General features: G+C 60.0%; 8 protein-coding genes. 5 read left to right on the top strand and 3 right to left on the bottom strand.

Going from position 1 to position 18,472, the window contains the following annotated elements:
- Positions 1-18 precede the first annotated feature (18 nt).
- From KUV72_RS15545 to KUV72_RS15525, 5 genes are all read left to right on the top strand, one after another.
- Positions 19-948, top strand: a complete 930-nt coding sequence (locus KUV72_RS15545; RefSeq protein ID WP_222239011.1) for a hypothetical protein — start codon at positions 19-21, stop codon at positions 946-948.
- Between the two features lie 2 nt (positions 949-950).
- Positions 951-2,138 carry a glycosyltransferase family 2 protein gene (locus tag KUV72_RS15540; protein ID WP_222239010.1) on the top strand — a complete coding sequence of 396 codons (1,188 nt, stop codon included), beginning with the start codon at positions 951-953 and terminating at the stop codon, positions 2,136-2,138.
- Between the two features lie 193 nt (positions 2,139-2,331).
- A complete protein-coding gene (locus KUV72_RS15535; RefSeq protein ID WP_222239009.1) occupies positions 2,332-3,336 on the top strand; it encodes a hypothetical protein in 1,005 nt (334 codons plus the stop codon).
- 1,242 nt (positions 3,337-4,578) lie between these two features.
- Positions 4,579-6,174, top strand: a complete 1,596-nt coding sequence (locus KUV72_RS15530) for a glycosyltransferase family 2 protein (protein WP_222239008.1) — start codon at positions 4,579-4,581, stop codon at positions 6,172-6,174.
- A 782-nt stretch (positions 6,175-6,956) separates the two neighbouring features.
- Positions 6,957-7,370, top strand: a complete 414-nt coding sequence (locus tag KUV72_RS15525; RefSeq protein WP_222239007.1) for a glycosyltransferase — start codon at positions 6,957-6,959, stop codon at positions 7,368-7,370.
- A 393-nt stretch (positions 7,371-7,763) separates the two neighbouring features.
- On the opposite strand, the gene KUV72_RS15520 is transcribed toward KUV72_RS15525, so the two are convergent.
- From KUV72_RS15520 to KUV72_RS15510, 3 genes are read right to left on the bottom strand one after another with little or no spacing between them, the layout of a single operon-like run.
- Positions 7,764-9,071 (bottom strand): aminotransferase class I/II-fold pyridoxal phosphate-dependent enzyme, encoded by a 1,308-nt coding sequence (locus tag KUV72_RS15520; protein WP_222239006.1) that lies wholly within the window; start codon positions 9,069-9,071, stop codon positions 7,764-7,766.
- Positions 9,068-16,753, bottom strand: a complete 7,686-nt coding sequence (locus KUV72_RS15515) for a type I polyketide synthase (protein ID WP_222239005.1) — start codon at positions 16,751-16,753, stop codon at positions 9,068-9,070. Before KUV72_RS15515 ends, KUV72_RS15520 begins: the two co-directional genes overlap by 4 nt.
- Entirely contained in the window at positions 16,750-18,456 is a 1,707-nt protein-coding gene (locus KUV72_RS15510) for an LTA synthase family protein (protein ID WP_222239004.1), read from the bottom strand. The genes KUV72_RS15515 and KUV72_RS15510 overlap by 4 nt, the downstream gene beginning before the upstream one ends.
- Positions 18,457-18,472 lie beyond the last annotated feature (16 nt).

Below are 18,472 nucleotides of genomic sequence, written 5' to 3'. Positions count from 1 at the left end.
GTGAGAGAGCTCGGAGGGATGATGGCGAAAAATAGTGCACTAATTAACAAGGGGGTCGTCGTTGTAGGAAATCCTAAGTCAGACAAGATGTCTCCGATCATTGTCATCGGTACAGCGCGCGGTGGGACATCAATGGTCGCGGGTGTTTTGGCTAGGCTTGGTGTTTATATGGGCGATCGGGCCTGTCATCCAGTATACGAAGATGTCCGACTCTCCAGTGCTTTTGAGCGTAATGAGCGTGCCAAGGCAAAGCATATTATTAATGAGTATCATGCAAAACATAGTCAATGGGGATGGAAGAGGCCCTCCATTATCGATCGTCTAAGCGACGTGGATACTCTTATTCCAGATGCGAGATATATATTTATTTATAAAGACATACTTTCCATAGCCCAAAGAAATTCTATTTCCATGCTTGAGCAAGTGACAACAGGGATGGAGCGCGCATTAACTCAATATCAAAAGACACTCGATTTCCTTAATGCCGGCACTGCACATGCCATGTTAGTGTCGTACGATAAGGCAACAGCCTATCCTGATGTATTTCTCTCGATGTTAGAGGAGTTTTGTTCTATCCACCCATCGAGGGAGCAGCATGATAATGCACGTTCTTTTATTGATCCTGAACCTGAGGACTATATCGAATCGACCCGCATCACGAAATCGCAAGGCAGCCTTGTCGCGTTTGATGGGCAGCGTGTCAGGGGGTGGGCTCAGTACGTCCACCGGGGGCAGCATGCTGAGGTCGAGATCTTTATCGGTGAGCGTTCAATCGGCGTCGTGACTGCGAACGAAGCGGCCCCAGGATATGGCGGACCCGATAACGTGGCCTGCGGTTTTTCCTTCACTTTACCAGAGAGTGAAAGTGTGCTGCCTGGTGAGTGTGTAAGGGCAAGGGTCGTCAATGATGTTGTTGATTTGGTCAACTCACCGATGAGGATGAGTTAGCAATGGACAAATTTTGTCTAGCAGGAATTGTAAAAAACGAAGTCGACTACATGGTGGAATGGGTAGCCTGGCATCACCTTGCCGGTTTTGATCATATTATCATAGCTGACAATATGTCGACCGATGGCACCAGGTCATTGCTTGAAGCGATGGAGTTAATTGGGCGCGTTAAGTTGATTTATCAGCCGACTCTTGCAAGAAATACTCAAGCGCATTGCTATAACAGGGTGTTGGAAAGCGCTCTTGGGAAGTTTGAGTTTGTAATGTTCCTTGATGCTGACGAATTTCTGGTGCACGAGAGTCAGCGTCATGGAGAGGAGCGGCGCTGTCTCGAACAGCTCGTTGGTGCGGGCGATGTCGGAAGTGTCTGCGTTAACTGGCGATGTTTTGGTTCTGGAGGACTAAGCAAGAAAACTCCGGAGCCCGTGCTTCAGCGCTTTACTCACTGCTCTGGCAACGTCGATTTCGAAGGAGACCATCATGTGAAAAGTCTGGTTAAAGTCGACCATGTAAAGAGCTTGGGCATTCACGCTTGCTTGTTGATTTCTGACCTTAAATATGTTGACTGTAGGGGGGAGGAAATCTTAGATTTTTCCAAACGGCCTGCTCAGCCTGCCCAGCCTGGCCCACAGTGTGGTGTGACAGGGTCCGTTCGTAAGGGGCCTTTGCGAGTGCATCACTATGCCGTGAAGACAAAGGAAGAATTCGCCGCTAAATGCCGTCGCGGCAGTGCAGCTAGTACGAGTTTCACTAGAGGTGAAAACTATTTCAAGCAGCTTGATGTCCGTGGTGAGCAATTTGTCTTTGACCCAGGGAAGCTAAGCCGTCTTGATCGAGAGATGGCTGGGTTGGATCAGCGCCTAGCGAGTGAGACCCCATTAGGTCGTACTCTTAGGGGTATCGTAATTGTATCCAATGCCACTACGGTGATGGGCTGGATCACTGACCTGCAAGGTGATTCTAGTGGTCTATTTGTGAACATATTTGTCAATGGCGTGCATGTGGGTCGTGTTTCGGCTGACATGTATCGTCCAGATCTTCTACATTCGGGGAGGTCAGTGGACGGCTACTGTGGTTTTCGTTGGACGCATTCTCTTCCGTTGAAGCTGGGTGACAGGGTAACAGTAACGCCCCATGCCAACGCATCGAAATTGGGCGGCCAGAGTACTACCATTATCGGTGAGGACTGAGATACCGTTGTTTTGTTAAGAAAACGATAGTAACTGAGATCTTTAGGTATGCCCAGATTCGGTGTGGAGACTTTTGCCATATCACGTGATAGGCGCACACACGTTGTTAGGATCTCTATGATTGTGTGATACCAAAATGTTCATTACCGGGTCGTGGGACGTTGATTCTCCTTAGAGAAAGGGTGTGTGAGGTATGGCGCTGCATGAAGAATGTCCTGTGTTAAGTGAGGTGACCGTGGGTCCTTTGTTTTTTATTCACATACCTAAGACGGCTGGTACAAGCTTTCGCTTAGGGGTGCAGCAGGCTTTAGGTAACCAACATATTGTATATGACTATGGGCTTGAGGCCCAGGGTACTCATGCTTTAGTACGGCAGTACATGTACGAGGGCCGTGATAATGTATGGCAGTTTTACTGCAGTTGTGTCGCCATGCAGGCAAAAATGGTGGCCGGTCACGTTAATGCTGTCAGATATTTGCCCGTCTGCGGTGCAACTCAAACCTTGACGTTTCTTCGTGATCCTCTTCAGCGGGCAGCATCCGAGTATTGGCATCATCAACGACATGACCGTTACAAAATGAGCTTTGCTGAATTTATCAGGCTCGAGGGCTTTTTGAATCGGCAGCTTGCTGTGCTTCGTGGTGTCGAGCCTGAGGCTATCGGTGTCATCGGTCTCACCGAACGCTACTCAGAGAGTTTGGAGATTATCAATACTCGCTATGACATCGATGTTCCTCAGCGGCAGGAGAATCTTGCGACGCCTCGATTGGGTGCACGCTATGATATAGACCCAGACGATGAGCGAGACTTCCTCGAGCTGAATGCTAAGGAAGTGGAGTTGTATCAGCACTGCTGCAAGCTCTTTGATATACGGATGCAACTCTATCGGCAGAATCTGCGCTTCTCTCACTGCAAGATGACCCGTTGTGATATGCAGGGTGTTTCTGGATGGGCGTGGTGGGAAACAGATTCCGATGATCAGGTCGTTGTGGAAGTATGTGTCAATGGTGAGCGAATGGTAACGGTTCCGGCGACACAGTCCTGTAGCGATGTTCAAAGCTGGCGAGCACCGAGAAGTGGCTGTGTGGGGTTCAAGGTGCCGATCAAGTTATCAGTGGGCGACGAAGTGCAGTGTCGAGTCGCCGAGACCGGTCAATGTTTCCCGATTGAGCCTTTCCGAATAGCTGCGCCACATTGACGTGGAGCATAAGACTATCTGCAGACTTGAGCGCGCAGCATGAGTGAGGGTAGTACGTCTTCTTTGGTGTTACGACTTCTTGAGCGATCACATTTCATCGTTCACCCTCAGCGGTATTGGCGGCCTTGGAGTGGTTTGGGAGAGCTCGGGAACGGTTGTCACGACTGGCAGTGGGAGGCTCTGGATGATGATCCCCAGTTTCTTCAGCGCAAGCACCTGCCCCTTCCCGGCTGGCATATGGTTGAACTCGACCTGGACCACGATCAGCGGCACGCGCTGGTACGTCTGTATTTTGATACCGGTAGTGGCTTCAGTGAAGATGAGTCACTCGTAGTGCCCTTGCGAAACGGGCGTATCAGTAAGCGTCTTGTGTATGTCAAAGGGTGGTTGCGACGCCTACGCTTTGATCCTCTTGATTCGCCTGGTCGCTTTGCTGTCAGACATTTTCGTATCGTCTGGCTGACACCCTGGTTTGCTCATGAGCGTCTGAGTCAGCGACTGGTGCACATGCATCACCGTTGGCGAAACGTACCACGTGCAAATGTGGTAGAGGGCTGTCGGCAGCGCGCAAGGTTGGAGCAGCGCCATTGGCGTGAACTGGCTCTAGCAGACTACGAGGAAACGTTTGAGCGTATGTGCTCGGGTCAAAGTTATCCCCAGTGGTTGCGTGAACGTGGCTGGGAGGAGGCGTGGGAGCTTCTGGGCGAGCAGGATACTAGCGCATCATCTTTCCCTGGTGGGCCGGTAGGCTCCGTTGTCCATCGGGTTGTGGCTCGGTCCGCGACGACATTGGGTGAGGGCAAGCTACATGGTCCAGAAGGTGCGGATGGACGGGCGGATGGAGAGCTTTCCAGGCAGCATGATGCCCATCCTTCGCTGGTGGAGCGTGAGGCAGTCAAGGCTGGAGAGGTCATCTATCGCCAGAATTGGCGGACGACCAGCCGACAGGCCGATTTTGGGGAAATTCGTGCTGGGACCGAGGGGCTACGTGGCGCCCGCGCACGTGATCGTTCAAGAACCCGTCGGTCCAAAAGGAAGGCGGGGGGGGCACGATCTCGTGATGACAGTCGCAGTCGACAGCGGTTGATGCTGGAGCACAAGAGATCGTTCGGGCGTATGGATGTTCAGGGGGAGTCACGGTGGGTCCGTTCACAGTCCGTTCCCCGGTTCTCCGCTCGGGGCGTGCCTGGTGCGGCCCAGGCCACTGACGCCCACAGAGCCTGTCACCCTACGACACCGCAGGTGTCGATTCTGGTTCCCGTCCACGACCCCGTGCCGGCTCATCTGCGTCAATGCCTTGAGTCGGTGCTGGAGCAGGACAGTCCCCATTGGCAGCTGTGCCTGGTGGATGATGCTTCCCAGGACCCTCAGGTGATTGCTCTGCTTGAGGAGTTTGCTGCTAGGGATGACAGAATCGAGCTCGCACGCCTTGAGCAGCATGGCCACGTGTGCGCAGCCAGCAACAAGGCGCTGTCCATGGCCAAGGGGCAGTATGTTGCCTTGTTGGATCATGATGACATGCTATCGCCATGTGCATTGAGCTATGTGCTTGAAGCCACCAGCCTTTTTCCAGCGCCGCTGCTCATGTACAGCGATGAAGACAAGATTGATGGCCGTGGCTATCGCTGTGAACCCCACTTCAAACCAGGGTATAACCCTGACCTGCTGTTGGCACAGAACTACATCGCTCACCTGTGTGTGTTCGATATCGAATTGGTACGTCAACTTGGCGGATTCCGCCTTGGCTTCGAGGGTAGCCAGGACCATGACCTTGCGTTGAGGGTGTGTGCTGCGGCGGACCCTGATCGCGTCGTTCACATTCCCCGCGTGCTGTATCACTGGCGTGCTGCTCCCGGATCTACAGCGTTGTGCAGCGACGCCAAGCAGTATGCCTTCGATGCCGGACTACGCGCCGTGGCAGATCATTTGCAGCAGGCCCGCAGCGGAGCGGAAGTAGAACCAGGGCCCCTGCCCCATACCTACCGGGTGCGCTGGCCGCTGCCAGACCCTCTACCATTGGTCAGCCTGCTGGTTCCCACCAAGGATCGTGTCGACCTGTTGGCCCCCTGTGTTGACGCGATCCTCTCGCGCACCCGTTACCCCCGCTTCGAAGTGCTGATTCTTGATAACGACACTCGCTGTCCAGAGACGCTGGCATACCTCAAAACCGTTGCTGCGGCAGATAAGCGTGTCAGAGTGATAGCCTGGAACCACCCGTTCAATTATTCGGGGATCAATAACTTTGGCGCCCGCCATGCTAGGGGCGAGTTGCTCGGTCTACTCAATAACGATATCGAGCCGATCAACGACGACTGGCTAGAGGAGATGGTACGTCACGCGGTGAGGCCAGACATCGGCTGTGTCGGTGCCAAGCTCTACTATCCCAACGACACGATCCAGCATGCGGGCGTCGTACTCGGCATAGGGGGAGTGGCGGGGCATGCTCACAAGTATTTCAGTCGTCACGCTAACGGTTACTTTTCGCGGTTGATGCTGGCTCAGAATTATTCTGCGGTGACGGGGGCTTGCCTGCTCCTTCGAAAGTCGCTGTTTGATCAGGTAGGTGGGCTGGATGAGCGTCACCTGCCTATCGCTTTCAATGATGTCGACCTGTGTTTGCGAGTCCGCTCCTCAGGTTATCGCAATGTATGGACGCCGTATGCCGAGCTGTACCATCACGAGTCTGAGTCCCGTGGTGCCGATGACAATGCCAGCAAGCGGGCCAGAGCCAGTGGTGAGGTGCTGTATATGCGCAACACTTGGAGAGAGCAGCTCGATCATGACCCCGCCTACAACCCTAACCTGACCCTGGTTCATGAAGACTTCTCTTTACGCTGATAGCGGCCGTATCGAGTTGCAGGGCAATGTCAGGCGAGACAGTAGGCACGTTGGCTCTTGTAGCATGCCCTGCGGGAGCTCTTCGGGTGAGAACTCCGCTTATGAAAGCTGATGTTCTGAAAGGTAGGGACGCACTGCCTCATGCAGCGGGAAGCGTGACCGTCGCTCGAGGACGATGGCTATTGCTCAGTGATGGGGCGCTGCCCACTGAGGATATCTACTTTATGGCGACGGCAGCGCCCGGGTTGCGCAGGGCCGGCGCCAGCGTGACTCGATTGAATACTCGACGATGGGTGACTCCCGGACTATGTTGGCCTTGGCTCGGGCGTCTGCTGTCAGGGGCGCAGGTCATCGTCTGCAGAAGTTTGCCCCGCGCCTGGCTAGAGCTGCTCGAGTCTCAACGTGGCCATTTGGCGAGTCTGCATTATTTGCTGGACGATGACATCGGGGCAGCGGCAGAGGATGTAAGCCTTCCGTTGCCCTATCGTGAGCGTATGGCCTTGTTGTCTTGCCACTGCGTACCTCGGCTGTTGGCCTTGGCTGATGAAGTTGTGGTGGCAAGTGAGCGGTTGGCCCGTTGTCTCAGTCGCTACCATGGGACGGTGACGGTGTTGACGCCGGCTCTAGGCTCATTGCCTGGCGCGGCGACTCCGCTGCCAGGTAACGGGCAGTGGCGGTTGGGATATCACGGGACGCGAGCCCATCGAGAGGACCTTGCAAGGATCAGCCCAGCCCTCGTCAATGCCTTGTCGTCGTTTGACAGCGCCTCGCTGGAGGTGGCGATGGGCGCATTTACCCCTGAACCGCTGCGAGACCATAAGCAGGTCATGATCCTTGCACCCATGGGATGGCATGCCTATCGGCGACGGCTCGGCCAGACGCGCCTGCACGTAGGGCTTGCTCCGCTGTGGCCATCAGCCTTTAACAGCGCCAAGTCACACCTCAAGTTTCTCGAGATTGCTCGTATGGGAGGGGTCGGTGTCTACAGCCGCCGCTCGCCATATCAGGAGATCGTCGATGATGGCGTGGATGGCGTGCTGGTCGATGATGATGATCTCGCCTGGCAGGAAGCCCTGGAGCGGTTGCTGTCGTCCCCAGAACAGATGCAGGTGATGGCCAGGCGTGCCGTGGAAAAGGCCGCGGATATAGGTAATCCGGCGAGGCACGAAGCCTTTTGGCGCGAGCGACAATGCTAGGAAAGTGTTTGCAATACTCAAGGCTTGCCTGACTAGGGCTTGTACGAAAAGTGCCTGCGCTTGGTGATACGGCGTTAAAAATCGGCTTAAAATGCTCATTTACACCTCGTAAACTGCGCTTTCTCACCAATTTTTGCCTTGTCTAACCTTCGCTCGTCGACTTTTCGGACAAAGCCTAGGAAGCTCACTTCAACCTCTCTTCTCTCTTCTCTCTTCTCTCTTTTTCCCTCCCCTCGCTTTCTCCCCCTTTCTTCTCTCTCCTCTACTGCTTCTCCCTACGTTGATGGTTCCCCATTCACGCTGTTGCTGCTCACAGGCTTGGGTGTCTTCTTGGTTGGATCATTGGCTTTCCGTTGCTGGGAGAAAGGTCAGGATCCTTCAATCACTACCATTTCATGGCGATGTCGCCATCAATCCACCCAGCGTTTGCAGGGTGAGGTCGATCTGCTCGTGTGTATGTTCGCTACTGACAAAGAAGCGCAGGCGGGCGCTTCGCTCCGGCACGGCGGGATAGAGAATTGGCTGGACATTGATGCCAGCCTCCAGCAGTCGGTGTGAGAGCAGGGTCGCCTTGGCAGAGTCTCCCAGGATGACAGGAATGATGGCATGGCCCTGGCAATGTCCTGTCTCTAGTCCTAGCGCCCTACAACCTGCCAGCAGACGCTGAGCGTTGTGCTGCAGGGCGGTGACGCGCCACGGCTCCTGCTCAAGAAGCTCGAGCGCGCGAATCGCAGGGGCGCCGAGCTGTGGCGCCAGGCCAACACTGTAAAGGAATCCTGGCGCCAGATAGCGCAGGGTGTCGATCAGCGGTTGGCAGCCGGCAATGTAACCACCGCTCGATGCCAGTGCCTTGCTGAGCGTGCCCATCCAGATATCGACCTCGGCGGCAGGTACGTCGCAATGCTGGTACAGCCCTTGTCCGGTCGCTCCCAACACCCCTAGTGAGTGCGCTTCATCCACCATGAGCCAGCACTGATGGTGACGCTTGACGGCAATGAATCGGGTTAGGTCCGGCGTATCACCATCCATACCGTAGAGCCCTTCGATCACCACCAGTACCCGCTCGAAACGTTGGCGGTGGCGTCGAAGCAGCTGGTCCAGGGCGTCGGGATCATTGTGAGGAAAGCTCATGCGCGTGGCCCCGGATAGCTTGGCGCCGACGAGCACGCTGTTATGGATCAGGCTATCGTGAACGATAAGGTCGCGTGGCCCGACCAACATGGCAATGGTGGACACATTGGTCGCGTGGCCACTGACGAAGGCCAGGGCATCGTCGCTCTGATAGTGCTGGGCCAGCGCGCCCTCCAGTTTTTGGTGGAACGGCCGTTCGCCGGCCACGATGCGACTGGCGGAAACGGAAGTCCCATAGCGTTCGATAGCGTGGCGCGTCGCGGCGATGACCCTGGAGTCTCCTGCCAGTCCCAGGTAGTCATAGCTGGCAAAGTTGATGACATCGCGACCCTGTAGCTGACTAACGGCCCCCGCTCTAGCGTCATGACAGCGAAAGAAGGGGCTGGCGACACCAGCAGCGCTGGCGAGTGAGCGCATCATGCTGATCTGGCGGTAACCTTCCAGCGTGCTGAAGTCGGTGAGGTCAGGGGCGGCATCCTGGCGGCCAGGCAGCTCGCTGTGGCTGGCATCCTGCCTCCTGGCCTGATCGAGCCATCGCTCCTTCAATACTTTGCGTTCGTCAGGCGTCATGCCCCCTCCTTCTCGGCCGCTGTGCTTGCACCATGACGGTGGGCCAGGTGGGTCTGCTCGTCGTGTACCGTGTCGGATGGGCCCATCGCCTGTTCGCAGATCAGGTTAACGGTTCGCTTGAGCGTTGCTGCGTCTGCCAGGGCCATGGGAGACAGAGTGACGCCCAGCTGGTGATCGATAGCCGTCACCAGCTCGACCCCCATCAGGGAATCGAACCCCAGTTCCGAGAGACGCTTGTGGCCGTCGATCCGCTCCGGCTCGAGCATCAGGATGCTGGCGAGCTGCTGGCGCACCACGCTTTCCACGATCTCCGCCCTTTCGTTGTCGTCCAGGGTCGCCAGGTCGACTTGGGGGAGAGTCACTTCTGAGCTGTCCGTCCGTTGCCACTGCTGACGCAGGTCGTCAAAGCGGCGCTGGGCGGGCAAGCCATCGACGGGGCCAATTACAGCGCCGACCCCGATATCCTCGGTGATGGCCTGTTGCAGCTGGTCCAGCGCCTGGCCGGCACGCAGCTGACTGCCCCCCATGCGCTTGGCCAGTGACTGTTGGAGAGAGGGATGGCGCGCGAGAAAGCCGGTGTCCTCGATGATGCCCCAGCTCAGGCAGGTAGCAGGCAGGCCCGCCCGTCGTCGTCTCACGGCAAGGGCTTCCAGCGCCATATTGGCGGCAACGTAGGCGGACTGCCCAGGGCTACCGAAAACGGTGGTGGCGGAGGCATACAGCACGAACATCTGTAGCGGGAAGTCGCGGGTCAGGTGATCCAAATGCAGTGCCCCCAGCAGCTTGGCTCCAAGCGTTGTCTCCAGGTGGGAGCGCTCCAGATGGTGCACCAAGGCGTCATCGATGGCGGCCGCCGCATGGATGACCCCTCGCAGGGGGGGGCGCTGCTGTTGCGTGACCCTGATCAGCGCAGCGAGCGCTGCGCCATCGGCAAGGTCCACGCAGGGGGTCTCCACGGTAATGCCCTGGCGATGCCAGCGATCGACTGCCGCCTTGGTTTCGGCGCTGCTGGCGCCAGATCGACTTAACAGCAGCAGGTGACGGGCACCGCGGTCCACCAGTCGCTGGGCAGTCGCCAGCCCCAGCCCCGATAGCCCTCCGGTGATCAGGTAGCATCCGTCTGCATCGACCCAAGTTTCTCCAGAACTGAACTCATCCTCTTGCAGTGAGCCCGGCTCATGGTCGCTGGGCTCAACGCCTGTCCTGATCACGTCAGAGGCGAGTCCGGTGGCGACAGCGCTGTCCGGTAGCTCGCTCTGGTGGGCCGTGTCAGGGGCGGTCACGATGATCTTGCCGATATGTGCGGCCTTTTGCATGTGGCGAAAAGCATCGACCACGCGTTCTGCAGTGAAGACGGTACATGGCAAGGCGTGAAAAGCCCCCGAATGGAAGCCTTCCATCAGTTGCCCCAACAGCTTCCCGGCGAGAGCGGGTCGATGGGACAACAGCTGGTCGGAGTCGATGCCGAAGTAGCTCAGGTTTTGGCGAAAGGGTCTCAGCCCCATCGGCGTATCCTGGTAGAAGTCGCGTTTGCCGAGTTCCAGGAAACGACCGAACGGCGCCAGTACCCGCAGGCTTTGGTGAATCGCCTCGCCAGACAGGGAGTTGAGCACCACATCAACGCCATCACCTTGAGTATCGTCGAGGATCTGTTCAGCGAAATGCAGGCTGCGGGAATCGTACAGGTGGGTAACGCCAAGCAGGGTCAGCATATCGCGCTTCGCCGGGCTGCCTACCGTCGCAAAGATCTCGGCTCCCTTCCACTGGGCGATCTGTATGGCAGCAAGGCCGACGCCTCCGGCGGCACCATGGACCAGTATTCGCTCGCCCGGAGAGAGCCGAGCCAGATGTTCCAGCGCGTAGAACGCGGTCAGAAAGGCGGTGGGTACTCCGGCGGCAGCGATGGGATCGACGCCAGGAGGAATCCGCGTCAACGCGCTAGCACTAGTGACGAGGCGGGAGGAGAAAGCGTTTGAGCCGAGCCCCATGACGAGGTCTCCCGGCGCCAGTCCCTCGACACCGGGGCCCGCGGCTTCAACGATGCCTGAGAACTCCAGCCCCAGGCCTGCGCCCGAGAACCCTTGTTCCAGGGCCTCGTCGCTCAGCATGCCGAGGGCATACATGACATCGCGGAAATTCAGTCCCGTGGCCAGCACCTTGACCCTGACCTGATCCGCGTCGAGGGCATCAGGCGCATGGCCGCTGGTGAGCGCTGGCTGCCAGGTCAGACGTGATAGCTGTCCCGGATGGCTGATGGCCAGGCGCTGGTCGTTCGCGCCGGTCGTCACAGGCGCGGACACTGGCCTGTCGCAAGCCGGGGGGAGTGCTGGCCATCGGCGCACGCGAACCGCGTAGCGATCTCCCTGGGCAGTGATCACGGTTTCCTCTTCGCCATCATCCTGCTCAAGTGCCCGGCCAAGCGTCTCCAGCGCTTCATCGGTCAGGACAATATCGACGGCGCGACAGCGCACCTTCGGCCGTTCATTTGCCAGGCTGCGCCACAGTCCCCAGGCGGCGGCCTGTTCGATCTCATCAGCCGCCGTGCACCACATCGCGTCCGCCAACCTCGGCGTGGCGCCGTTCAGCAGCGGTGCCAGCTGGCAGGTGACCAGCGTCATGGCAGCGACCTCAGGCAATCGAGCGAGCTGGCCAAGCTGTTCCAACCGATCGAGACAGCGACGGTGGGTATCGATAGGGAGACAGGGCTCTTGCTGCGAGCTGATGGCTGTAGCGCCAGTGGCTGGCGCAGTGGAGGCTGGCGCAATAGGCGTCTGGCGATCGCCCGTGGACAGGCCGCGCAGGTCGACGAGATGGACGCGTGCGCGCTCGTCACTGGTCAGATGTTCAAGCTCAGCCTCCAGCTCACTCTCCATTAGGCAACGTGGCATCAGGCAGTGTGCGTGGCTTGCTCCTTCCCCTTCCCCTTCCCCTTCCCCTTCTCCTTGCCCTAGCTGCAGCTGCAGGCGCTGCGCTGCTTGCTGGTTACGCTGATCGGTGATGAGCCAGAGCGAAGGAGAAGTAGCAGCCTCGGGCGTGTTGGGCCGTGTCAGTACGGCGTGAATGATCGCCGGTTGATGAGCTTTTGTACGTGAGGGGGGGCTAAGAATGTCAAAGCCATGGTCGATGAGATACCGACATATGGCGTCGTGTCGGGCCGGACGAGCGGTTGGGTACAGTGCACCCAGGGCTTGCCACCAGCGGGTGGAAGGGGGCGCCAGGATGATCAGCTGTCCCTGTTCGGCCAGAGGGGCCCTGGCCTGATCGATGGCCTTCAAGCTGGCATCGAGATCGAGGGGCGTGGTGACTACCCAAGCCAGTTGAGCCGGAGGCCCAGCCGTGGATGTCGCCAACGATATGGCGCTGTTGGCGTCGATCAGGCGTTGGGCGCGCTGGCGCGAAAGCTCGTCCGAGACACAGAGCTGCAGCGTGATGCGGCTAGGCTGAAGCACCGGCAGCAGCGCCTCCGCCAGGCGTGGGGCCGCCATCCCCGCCTCCACCAGGCGTACAGGCTGAGACGAAGGAAGCTCCTGGTGCAGCGTGTCGACCAGCCCACGGACCTGCTGATGCAGTACCTCCCATAGAGCGTCATCTATCAGACTGGCCGCGGCAGGCTGGAGCTGTTCCAGAGTCAGCTCGTCGATGACCTGGTGCGTCCCGGCCAGCAGCGACGGCAGGTGCTGGCCAAGGCGTCCAAGCGGGCCTAGCAACGCCAGTTGCTGAGGATATTCCGCCAGCAGTAGTCGCCACAGCGCGGCGGGCGCATGTTGCTCATCTTCGCCGGACGCGGCGGTCGAAAGCTGCGCTTCGTGCTGGCACGGGGGCTCTGGCGAGTCATCCTCTGAGACGTGGCGCGTGGTCGGGAACAAGGCCTCGAGCCGGTGTGCCACGCTGTCTTCTGTGATACCGACGCTTTGCTCTGTCCTCGGCTCGCTGGCTGCAGCCTGGCAGGCGGCCTGTGCAAGCCAGCGATCGCAGAGGTGATTCAGCAGCACACTGAGTTCCTCCAGCACAAGTCCGTGGCGGCCGTTGATCACCTCCTGGAGCTGAGCGGCTAGACGGCTGCCGTGCTGGCCGATCGGGTGTGGCGAGAGTGGCGCGGGGACCTGGGTCGACGTCAGTCGTTCCACACCGGCTGTGGCGTTGGAGGAGACTCCTCGTGGCAAGGGCGTGGCGGCAAAGCGCACCGCCTCAAGGGCGGCAACACAGCCATCGGCGTTGTAGAGCCACAGGTCGGCGGTGAAGGAATGGGGGGAGCGCCGACGTATGACGGCTCTGGCCAGTGTCGGCTGGCCTGAGCCGCGACGAAACTGAAGGCGCGACAGTCGCACGGGTAGATAGCCACGATTCTGGGGCTCTCCCAGCAAGGGAAGACACAGCTGCAGGGCGCCGTCGAGTAGACCGGGAGGCAACTCCCAGTCGGTGTCGTCCTCTACCATGGCCAGCGTGGCCATGGCCTCATCACCTTGACACCAGATATGCTCGAGGCAGCGATAGTCACCGTGGTAGTCCAGTCCCATGGCCTGGGTGAGCTCGATATGCTGCTCGCCGCTAAGCTGGGAAGGGGGGGCGGGTAGCTCGGGAGGCGGCTCCTGCAGCGTGCGCCCCAGGCAGCTTGGTGCCAGGCGTGCCGTCAGTTGTGGCGTCCACCGATCTGCCTCGTCGAGTCCTCGGGTCTGCAGGCTGACACGACGCTGGGCATCCACGTCCAGCCGGGTCAGACGTCCCAATGGGTCCTCCAGTACCAGCGGTGCGAGGATTTCCAGGTCGTTGATCTCGATACAGGCGGAATCCTCGAGTGCGGCAGCGGCGGCCAGCACCATCTCGACCTGAGCCGCGGCAGCGAGTACCGGCGTGCCACCGACGCAGTGGTCTGCAAGCGATGGCAGCGTGGCAGTGCTCAGGCGTTGATGCCACACGGCCAGCGTAGGATCCGGGCGGTAGCCCAGCAGCACATGCTCGTCTCGAGCGATCAGCGAGTGGTCGCCCCAGCCGCTTGGGCGGGGCCAGTGGTGGCGACGTTGCCAGGGGTAGGGCGGCAGCTCCACGGGGGCATGGCGTCGGCCAAACCAGGCGGCGAAGCTGCCCTGCACGCCACTGAGCCACAGCCTAGCGGAGGCTTCTTCAAGCGTCGCCGAGGCATCTTTGGTGCGCGCCAGGGTAGTGACATGGAGGACCGGTTGACCATGCAGCCGGTACTGGGCCTCGATATAGCGTTTCAACAGCGGATGCCCACCGACTTCCAGCAGCACCGAGTCGCCGCGCTCCACCAGAACATCGAGGACCTCGCGAAACCTTACCGGGGCGCGCAGATTACGCCACCAGTAGCTAGCATCCAGCGGAGCGTCGACCAGCGTTCCGCTGACACTCGAGATCATCGGCAGCCGTGGAGGGGCGGGGGTTAGGTCGCACAGTGCATCCCGCAGCGAGGGTTCCAGTTCGTCCAGCAGGGCACTGTGAAAGGGGTAGTCCAGCGGTAGGCGAAGATGACGAATACCGGCGGCGGAGAGCTCATGTTCCAGCTCCGTCAGCGCTGCCAGCGGTCCTGCCAGGGTGATATTGCCGTGGCTATTGTCCCCCGCCAGATCAAGGGCAGCGAAGCGAGGCTGTTCCAACCAGGGCGCTATATCGTTCAACTGACAGGCGATGGCCGTCATGCCGCCCCGGTAGCGAAGCAGACTCTGCAGGCGACTGCGCTGGAATACCACCTCTACCGCATCGCTGAGTGACAGGGCACCACAGGCCCAGGCCGCGGCCACTTCGCCTACGCTGTGGCCGGTCACCGCCGTCGGTACTATGCCCGCCGCACGCAGCCATTCGGTCACGCCAACCTGTAGCGCAAAGAGAGCCGGCTGTGCCACCAGGGTGTCGTTCAGCAGCTCAGCATCGACGCCTTCCGCCAGCAAGGTGAACAGCGAAAACCCACCGCGTGGTGCAAAGCAGTCACTGACCTTGGCGATGGCATCCCGGAAGACGCCACTGCTGGTAAAAAGCTCTCGTCCCATGCCTAGCCATTGGCAGCCGTTGCCAGTGTAGACAAAGACGGGCCCGCGGGGGGCCGCGAGACGCGGCTGATGCCACACCGCTGGCGGCTGGCCGGCAGCGGTTTGCGCTGCATCGGGGGAGTCGTCGCCCCCTGATGCTGGCGTAGCCGCCAGCTGGCGCAGCGCCGTCATGGCCTGCTCGTGATCACTGACCAACGCGATGGCCTGGTGGCTTAGCCGTTCACGATGCTGGGTGAGGGTCCAGGTCAGCGCCTCCAGCGCTGGTTGATGGTGCTCAAGGTGGGCGGCAAGCTGAGCGGCCCGCGCCGCCAGGGTTGGCTCGTCATGGGCGGACAGTACCAGCGGCCAGCGCTGTGCGTTGGGCACTGGATGAGTTGCCACGGCAACCTGGGTAGGCGCTGTCTGGCGTGGTGGTGAGGTCAGCACGACGTGGGCGTTGGCTCCGCCAAAGCCGAAGCTGTTGATGCCGATGGTCAGAGGGCCACTGGCAGCCAGCGTTCGGGTATGACGAACGACCTGCAGATTGTGGTCATCCAGGCGCAAGGCAGGATTCAAGCGTTCAATGCCGATCGTGGCCGGAACCCGGCGGGCGCTCAGGCAGCCCAGGGCCTTGTAGAGTCCGGCCATGCCCGCGGCGGTCTCGGCATGACCGATGTTGCTCTTGATTGAGCCGATAGGCAGGGGCATTGAGCGATGCCTGCCGAGTGCTTCGCCGATGGCGGACACCTCGATGGGGTCGCCCACCGGTGTTCCGGTGCCATGCGCTTCCAGGTAGTCGAGCTGGGCCGGCGCGATACCGGCGCGCGCATAGACCTCGGTCAACAGACGCGACTGAGCGTCGGCGCTGGGTACCGTAAGTGCGCTCTTGTGGCCGTCGGTATTGACGCCGGTCGCCGCCACCTCTGCCAGGATCGGGTCGCCGTCGGCCAGCGCCCGGTCGAGCGCCTTGAGCACGACGACCCCGGCGCCCTCCGCTCGCACATAGCCGTCCGCCTCGTCACTGAAGACGCGGCAACGGCCGCGTGGGGACAGCATGCCAGCACGCGAGAAGGCGATGAAACCGAAGGGGTGGAGATGCAGACAGACTCCGCCGGCCAGGGCGGTGTCGCACTCACCGCTGCGAATGGCTTGGCACGCCTGGTGAAACGCCACCAGTGATGACGAACAGGCGGTGTCGATGGCCATGCTGGGGCCCGTGACGTCCAGCAGGTAAGACAGCCGATTGGCAGCGATGCTGAAGGTATTGCCGGTAGCAGACAGGCTGTCCAGTGACGCCAGGTCACCGGTGTACCGATAGGCGAAGTCGGGGCTGGAAATCCCCACGTAAACCCCGCAGCGCGTTCCTCTCAGTGTCGATACCGGAATAGCGGCATGCTCGAGGGCTTCCCAGGTCAATTCCAGCAGCACACGCTGCTGCGGGTCCATCGTGGCAGCTTCTCTGGGAGAAATGCCGAAGAAGTCGGCATCAAAACCGCTGATATCCCCGAGGGTCCCGGCGGCCATGCTGACGCTGGTCCCCAGCGAGCCTCGCTGCGGATGATAGAAACGACGAGCATCCCAGCGTGAGGGATGCACCTGCGTGACCAGGTCTCGCCCGGCCAGCAGGCTCTGCCATAGAGACTCGCCGGGCTGCTGGGGAAAGCGGACTGCGTTTCCGATAATGGCGACACGCCGGGTCATGGCGACTCCTTCGGCCGACGTATGCGGCCAGACACGTAGGGAGAAGTGCCGTTCGAGAGGTACGGCGATGCGGACGAGCGTCGTTCGGCATCTTGATACGCCAGGGCCGAGGCGGCATCCAGCATGCCGTCGGCGAGCTCGGTGAGCTCTGTCACTGGTGGCTGCGGGTCAATACTGGCGCCCTGGGGGCTCCATAGCAGAAAGGGCGTTTTGCCATCTGGATCGCCGAGCCAGTCATAACTGGCGCTCAAGATAGGCACGTGATCACCGTAGGCACAGAGCAGTCCTGATCGCGATTGGCCTGCGAGTGACGCCGCGAGGTGGCCGATCATGGCGTCGATATTCGCCAGATGGTGCAGATAGATGTCCAGCTCGTGACTTACCTTGTCCGGGCGCCGGGTATCTGGAGTCAGCCAACGTAGCGGCGATGGCATAGGTTCGAGCAGAAAGGGCCCATGACTTTCCATGGTGATCACCAACACCATCAACGGCCGGGGATCGGGGTCCTGGAGCGCCCGTTCGACACGCTCAGCCAGTACTGCATCGGCCACGTAGGGGCCGTCGCGACGCTCGTGCCGGAAGTTGTCGAGATCTTCAAAGACATCAAAGCCTAGCCTCGGCATCACCTTGTCTCGCTGATAGAAACTGGCCGGATAGGGGTGAAGCACCAGGGTCCGGTAGCCGAGTTGAGAGCAGGCGCTGGCCAGGCTGGGGACCTGTTGACGAGCCAGCTGGTGGTACGGATTGAAGCGATGCATGCCGAGGGCGTCAGCGCTCAGCCCGCAGAGAAATGCGGTCTCGCTGCGCACGGTATTGGCGCCCCAGGCGGGCACGCTAAGGCGCCCATGGGCCAATGCGCTGGCGCAAAGGTGGTCCCAGTGGGAGAGCACCTCAGCAGGAATCTGGGAATACCAGGGACGAGGGGCGAACAACGACTCCCCTTGGACGATGACCAGGTGAGGCAGGTTGTCCACCGAGGGCCTGAAGGGGGGCGTGTGCTGAGACAGCGGGATCGACGGCTGGTTGAAGTGCATCCGTCGAGGTTGGCGCAATGAGATGGGGGCGCGGGAAACGTTGATCGGGGTGTCTGGGTAGCGTGCGAAGGCCCAGAAGCCTGCCCATAGCCCCAGTCTGCGGTGATGGGCAACAGGATCCAGGCTAGCCCCTGGCAAACGCGTCAGGCCCAGCGCCAGAGCTGACGCCGGCGCCAGGGCCAGGAAAAGCCACCACAGCACGCTCTGCTGAGGGCCAAGCGTGGACATCAGGCTGGGCTCCAGCCACCAGAACGCCGCGATGGCCAAGAGGCCTGCCAGGGTCGCTGATATGGCCAGCGTGATGCCGAAGAAGGGCAAATACAGTCGCGGATGACGCACCGCGTCCAGGAAATACTCGAAATCCTGGAGCAGGAAGGGTTCCTTCAGGCTCTGCCATTTGGCCCGGTGGCTGTGATGCACGACCCACTGCAGGGTAAGAGTGATGACCATGGCCAGCATGCCGCGCTGTACCAAGCCCAGCCAGAGCAAATAGACAAGACCCCATGAGCCCATGTGGACCAGCCAGGCAGACGCAGGGCGTTGGCGCCACGGCGCGCGTTCATCGGAAGCCTCGAGGGCGAGGCTGAGCAGCGTGCCGAGGGGAAGGCCAAGCAGCCCCAGGCACAGTGCCGTTCTCGCTACCTGTGTATCCAGCCCGAAGGTCATCATGACAGGACATCCTGGC

Source organism: Halomonas sp. DP4Y7-1 (genome assembly GCF_019800705.1).
Taxonomy (GTDB): domain Bacteria; phylum Pseudomonadota; class Gammaproteobacteria; order Pseudomonadales; family Halomonadaceae; genus Halomonas; species Halomonas litopenaei_A.
This window is presented reverse-complemented; position numbering and strand designations above follow the sequence as displayed.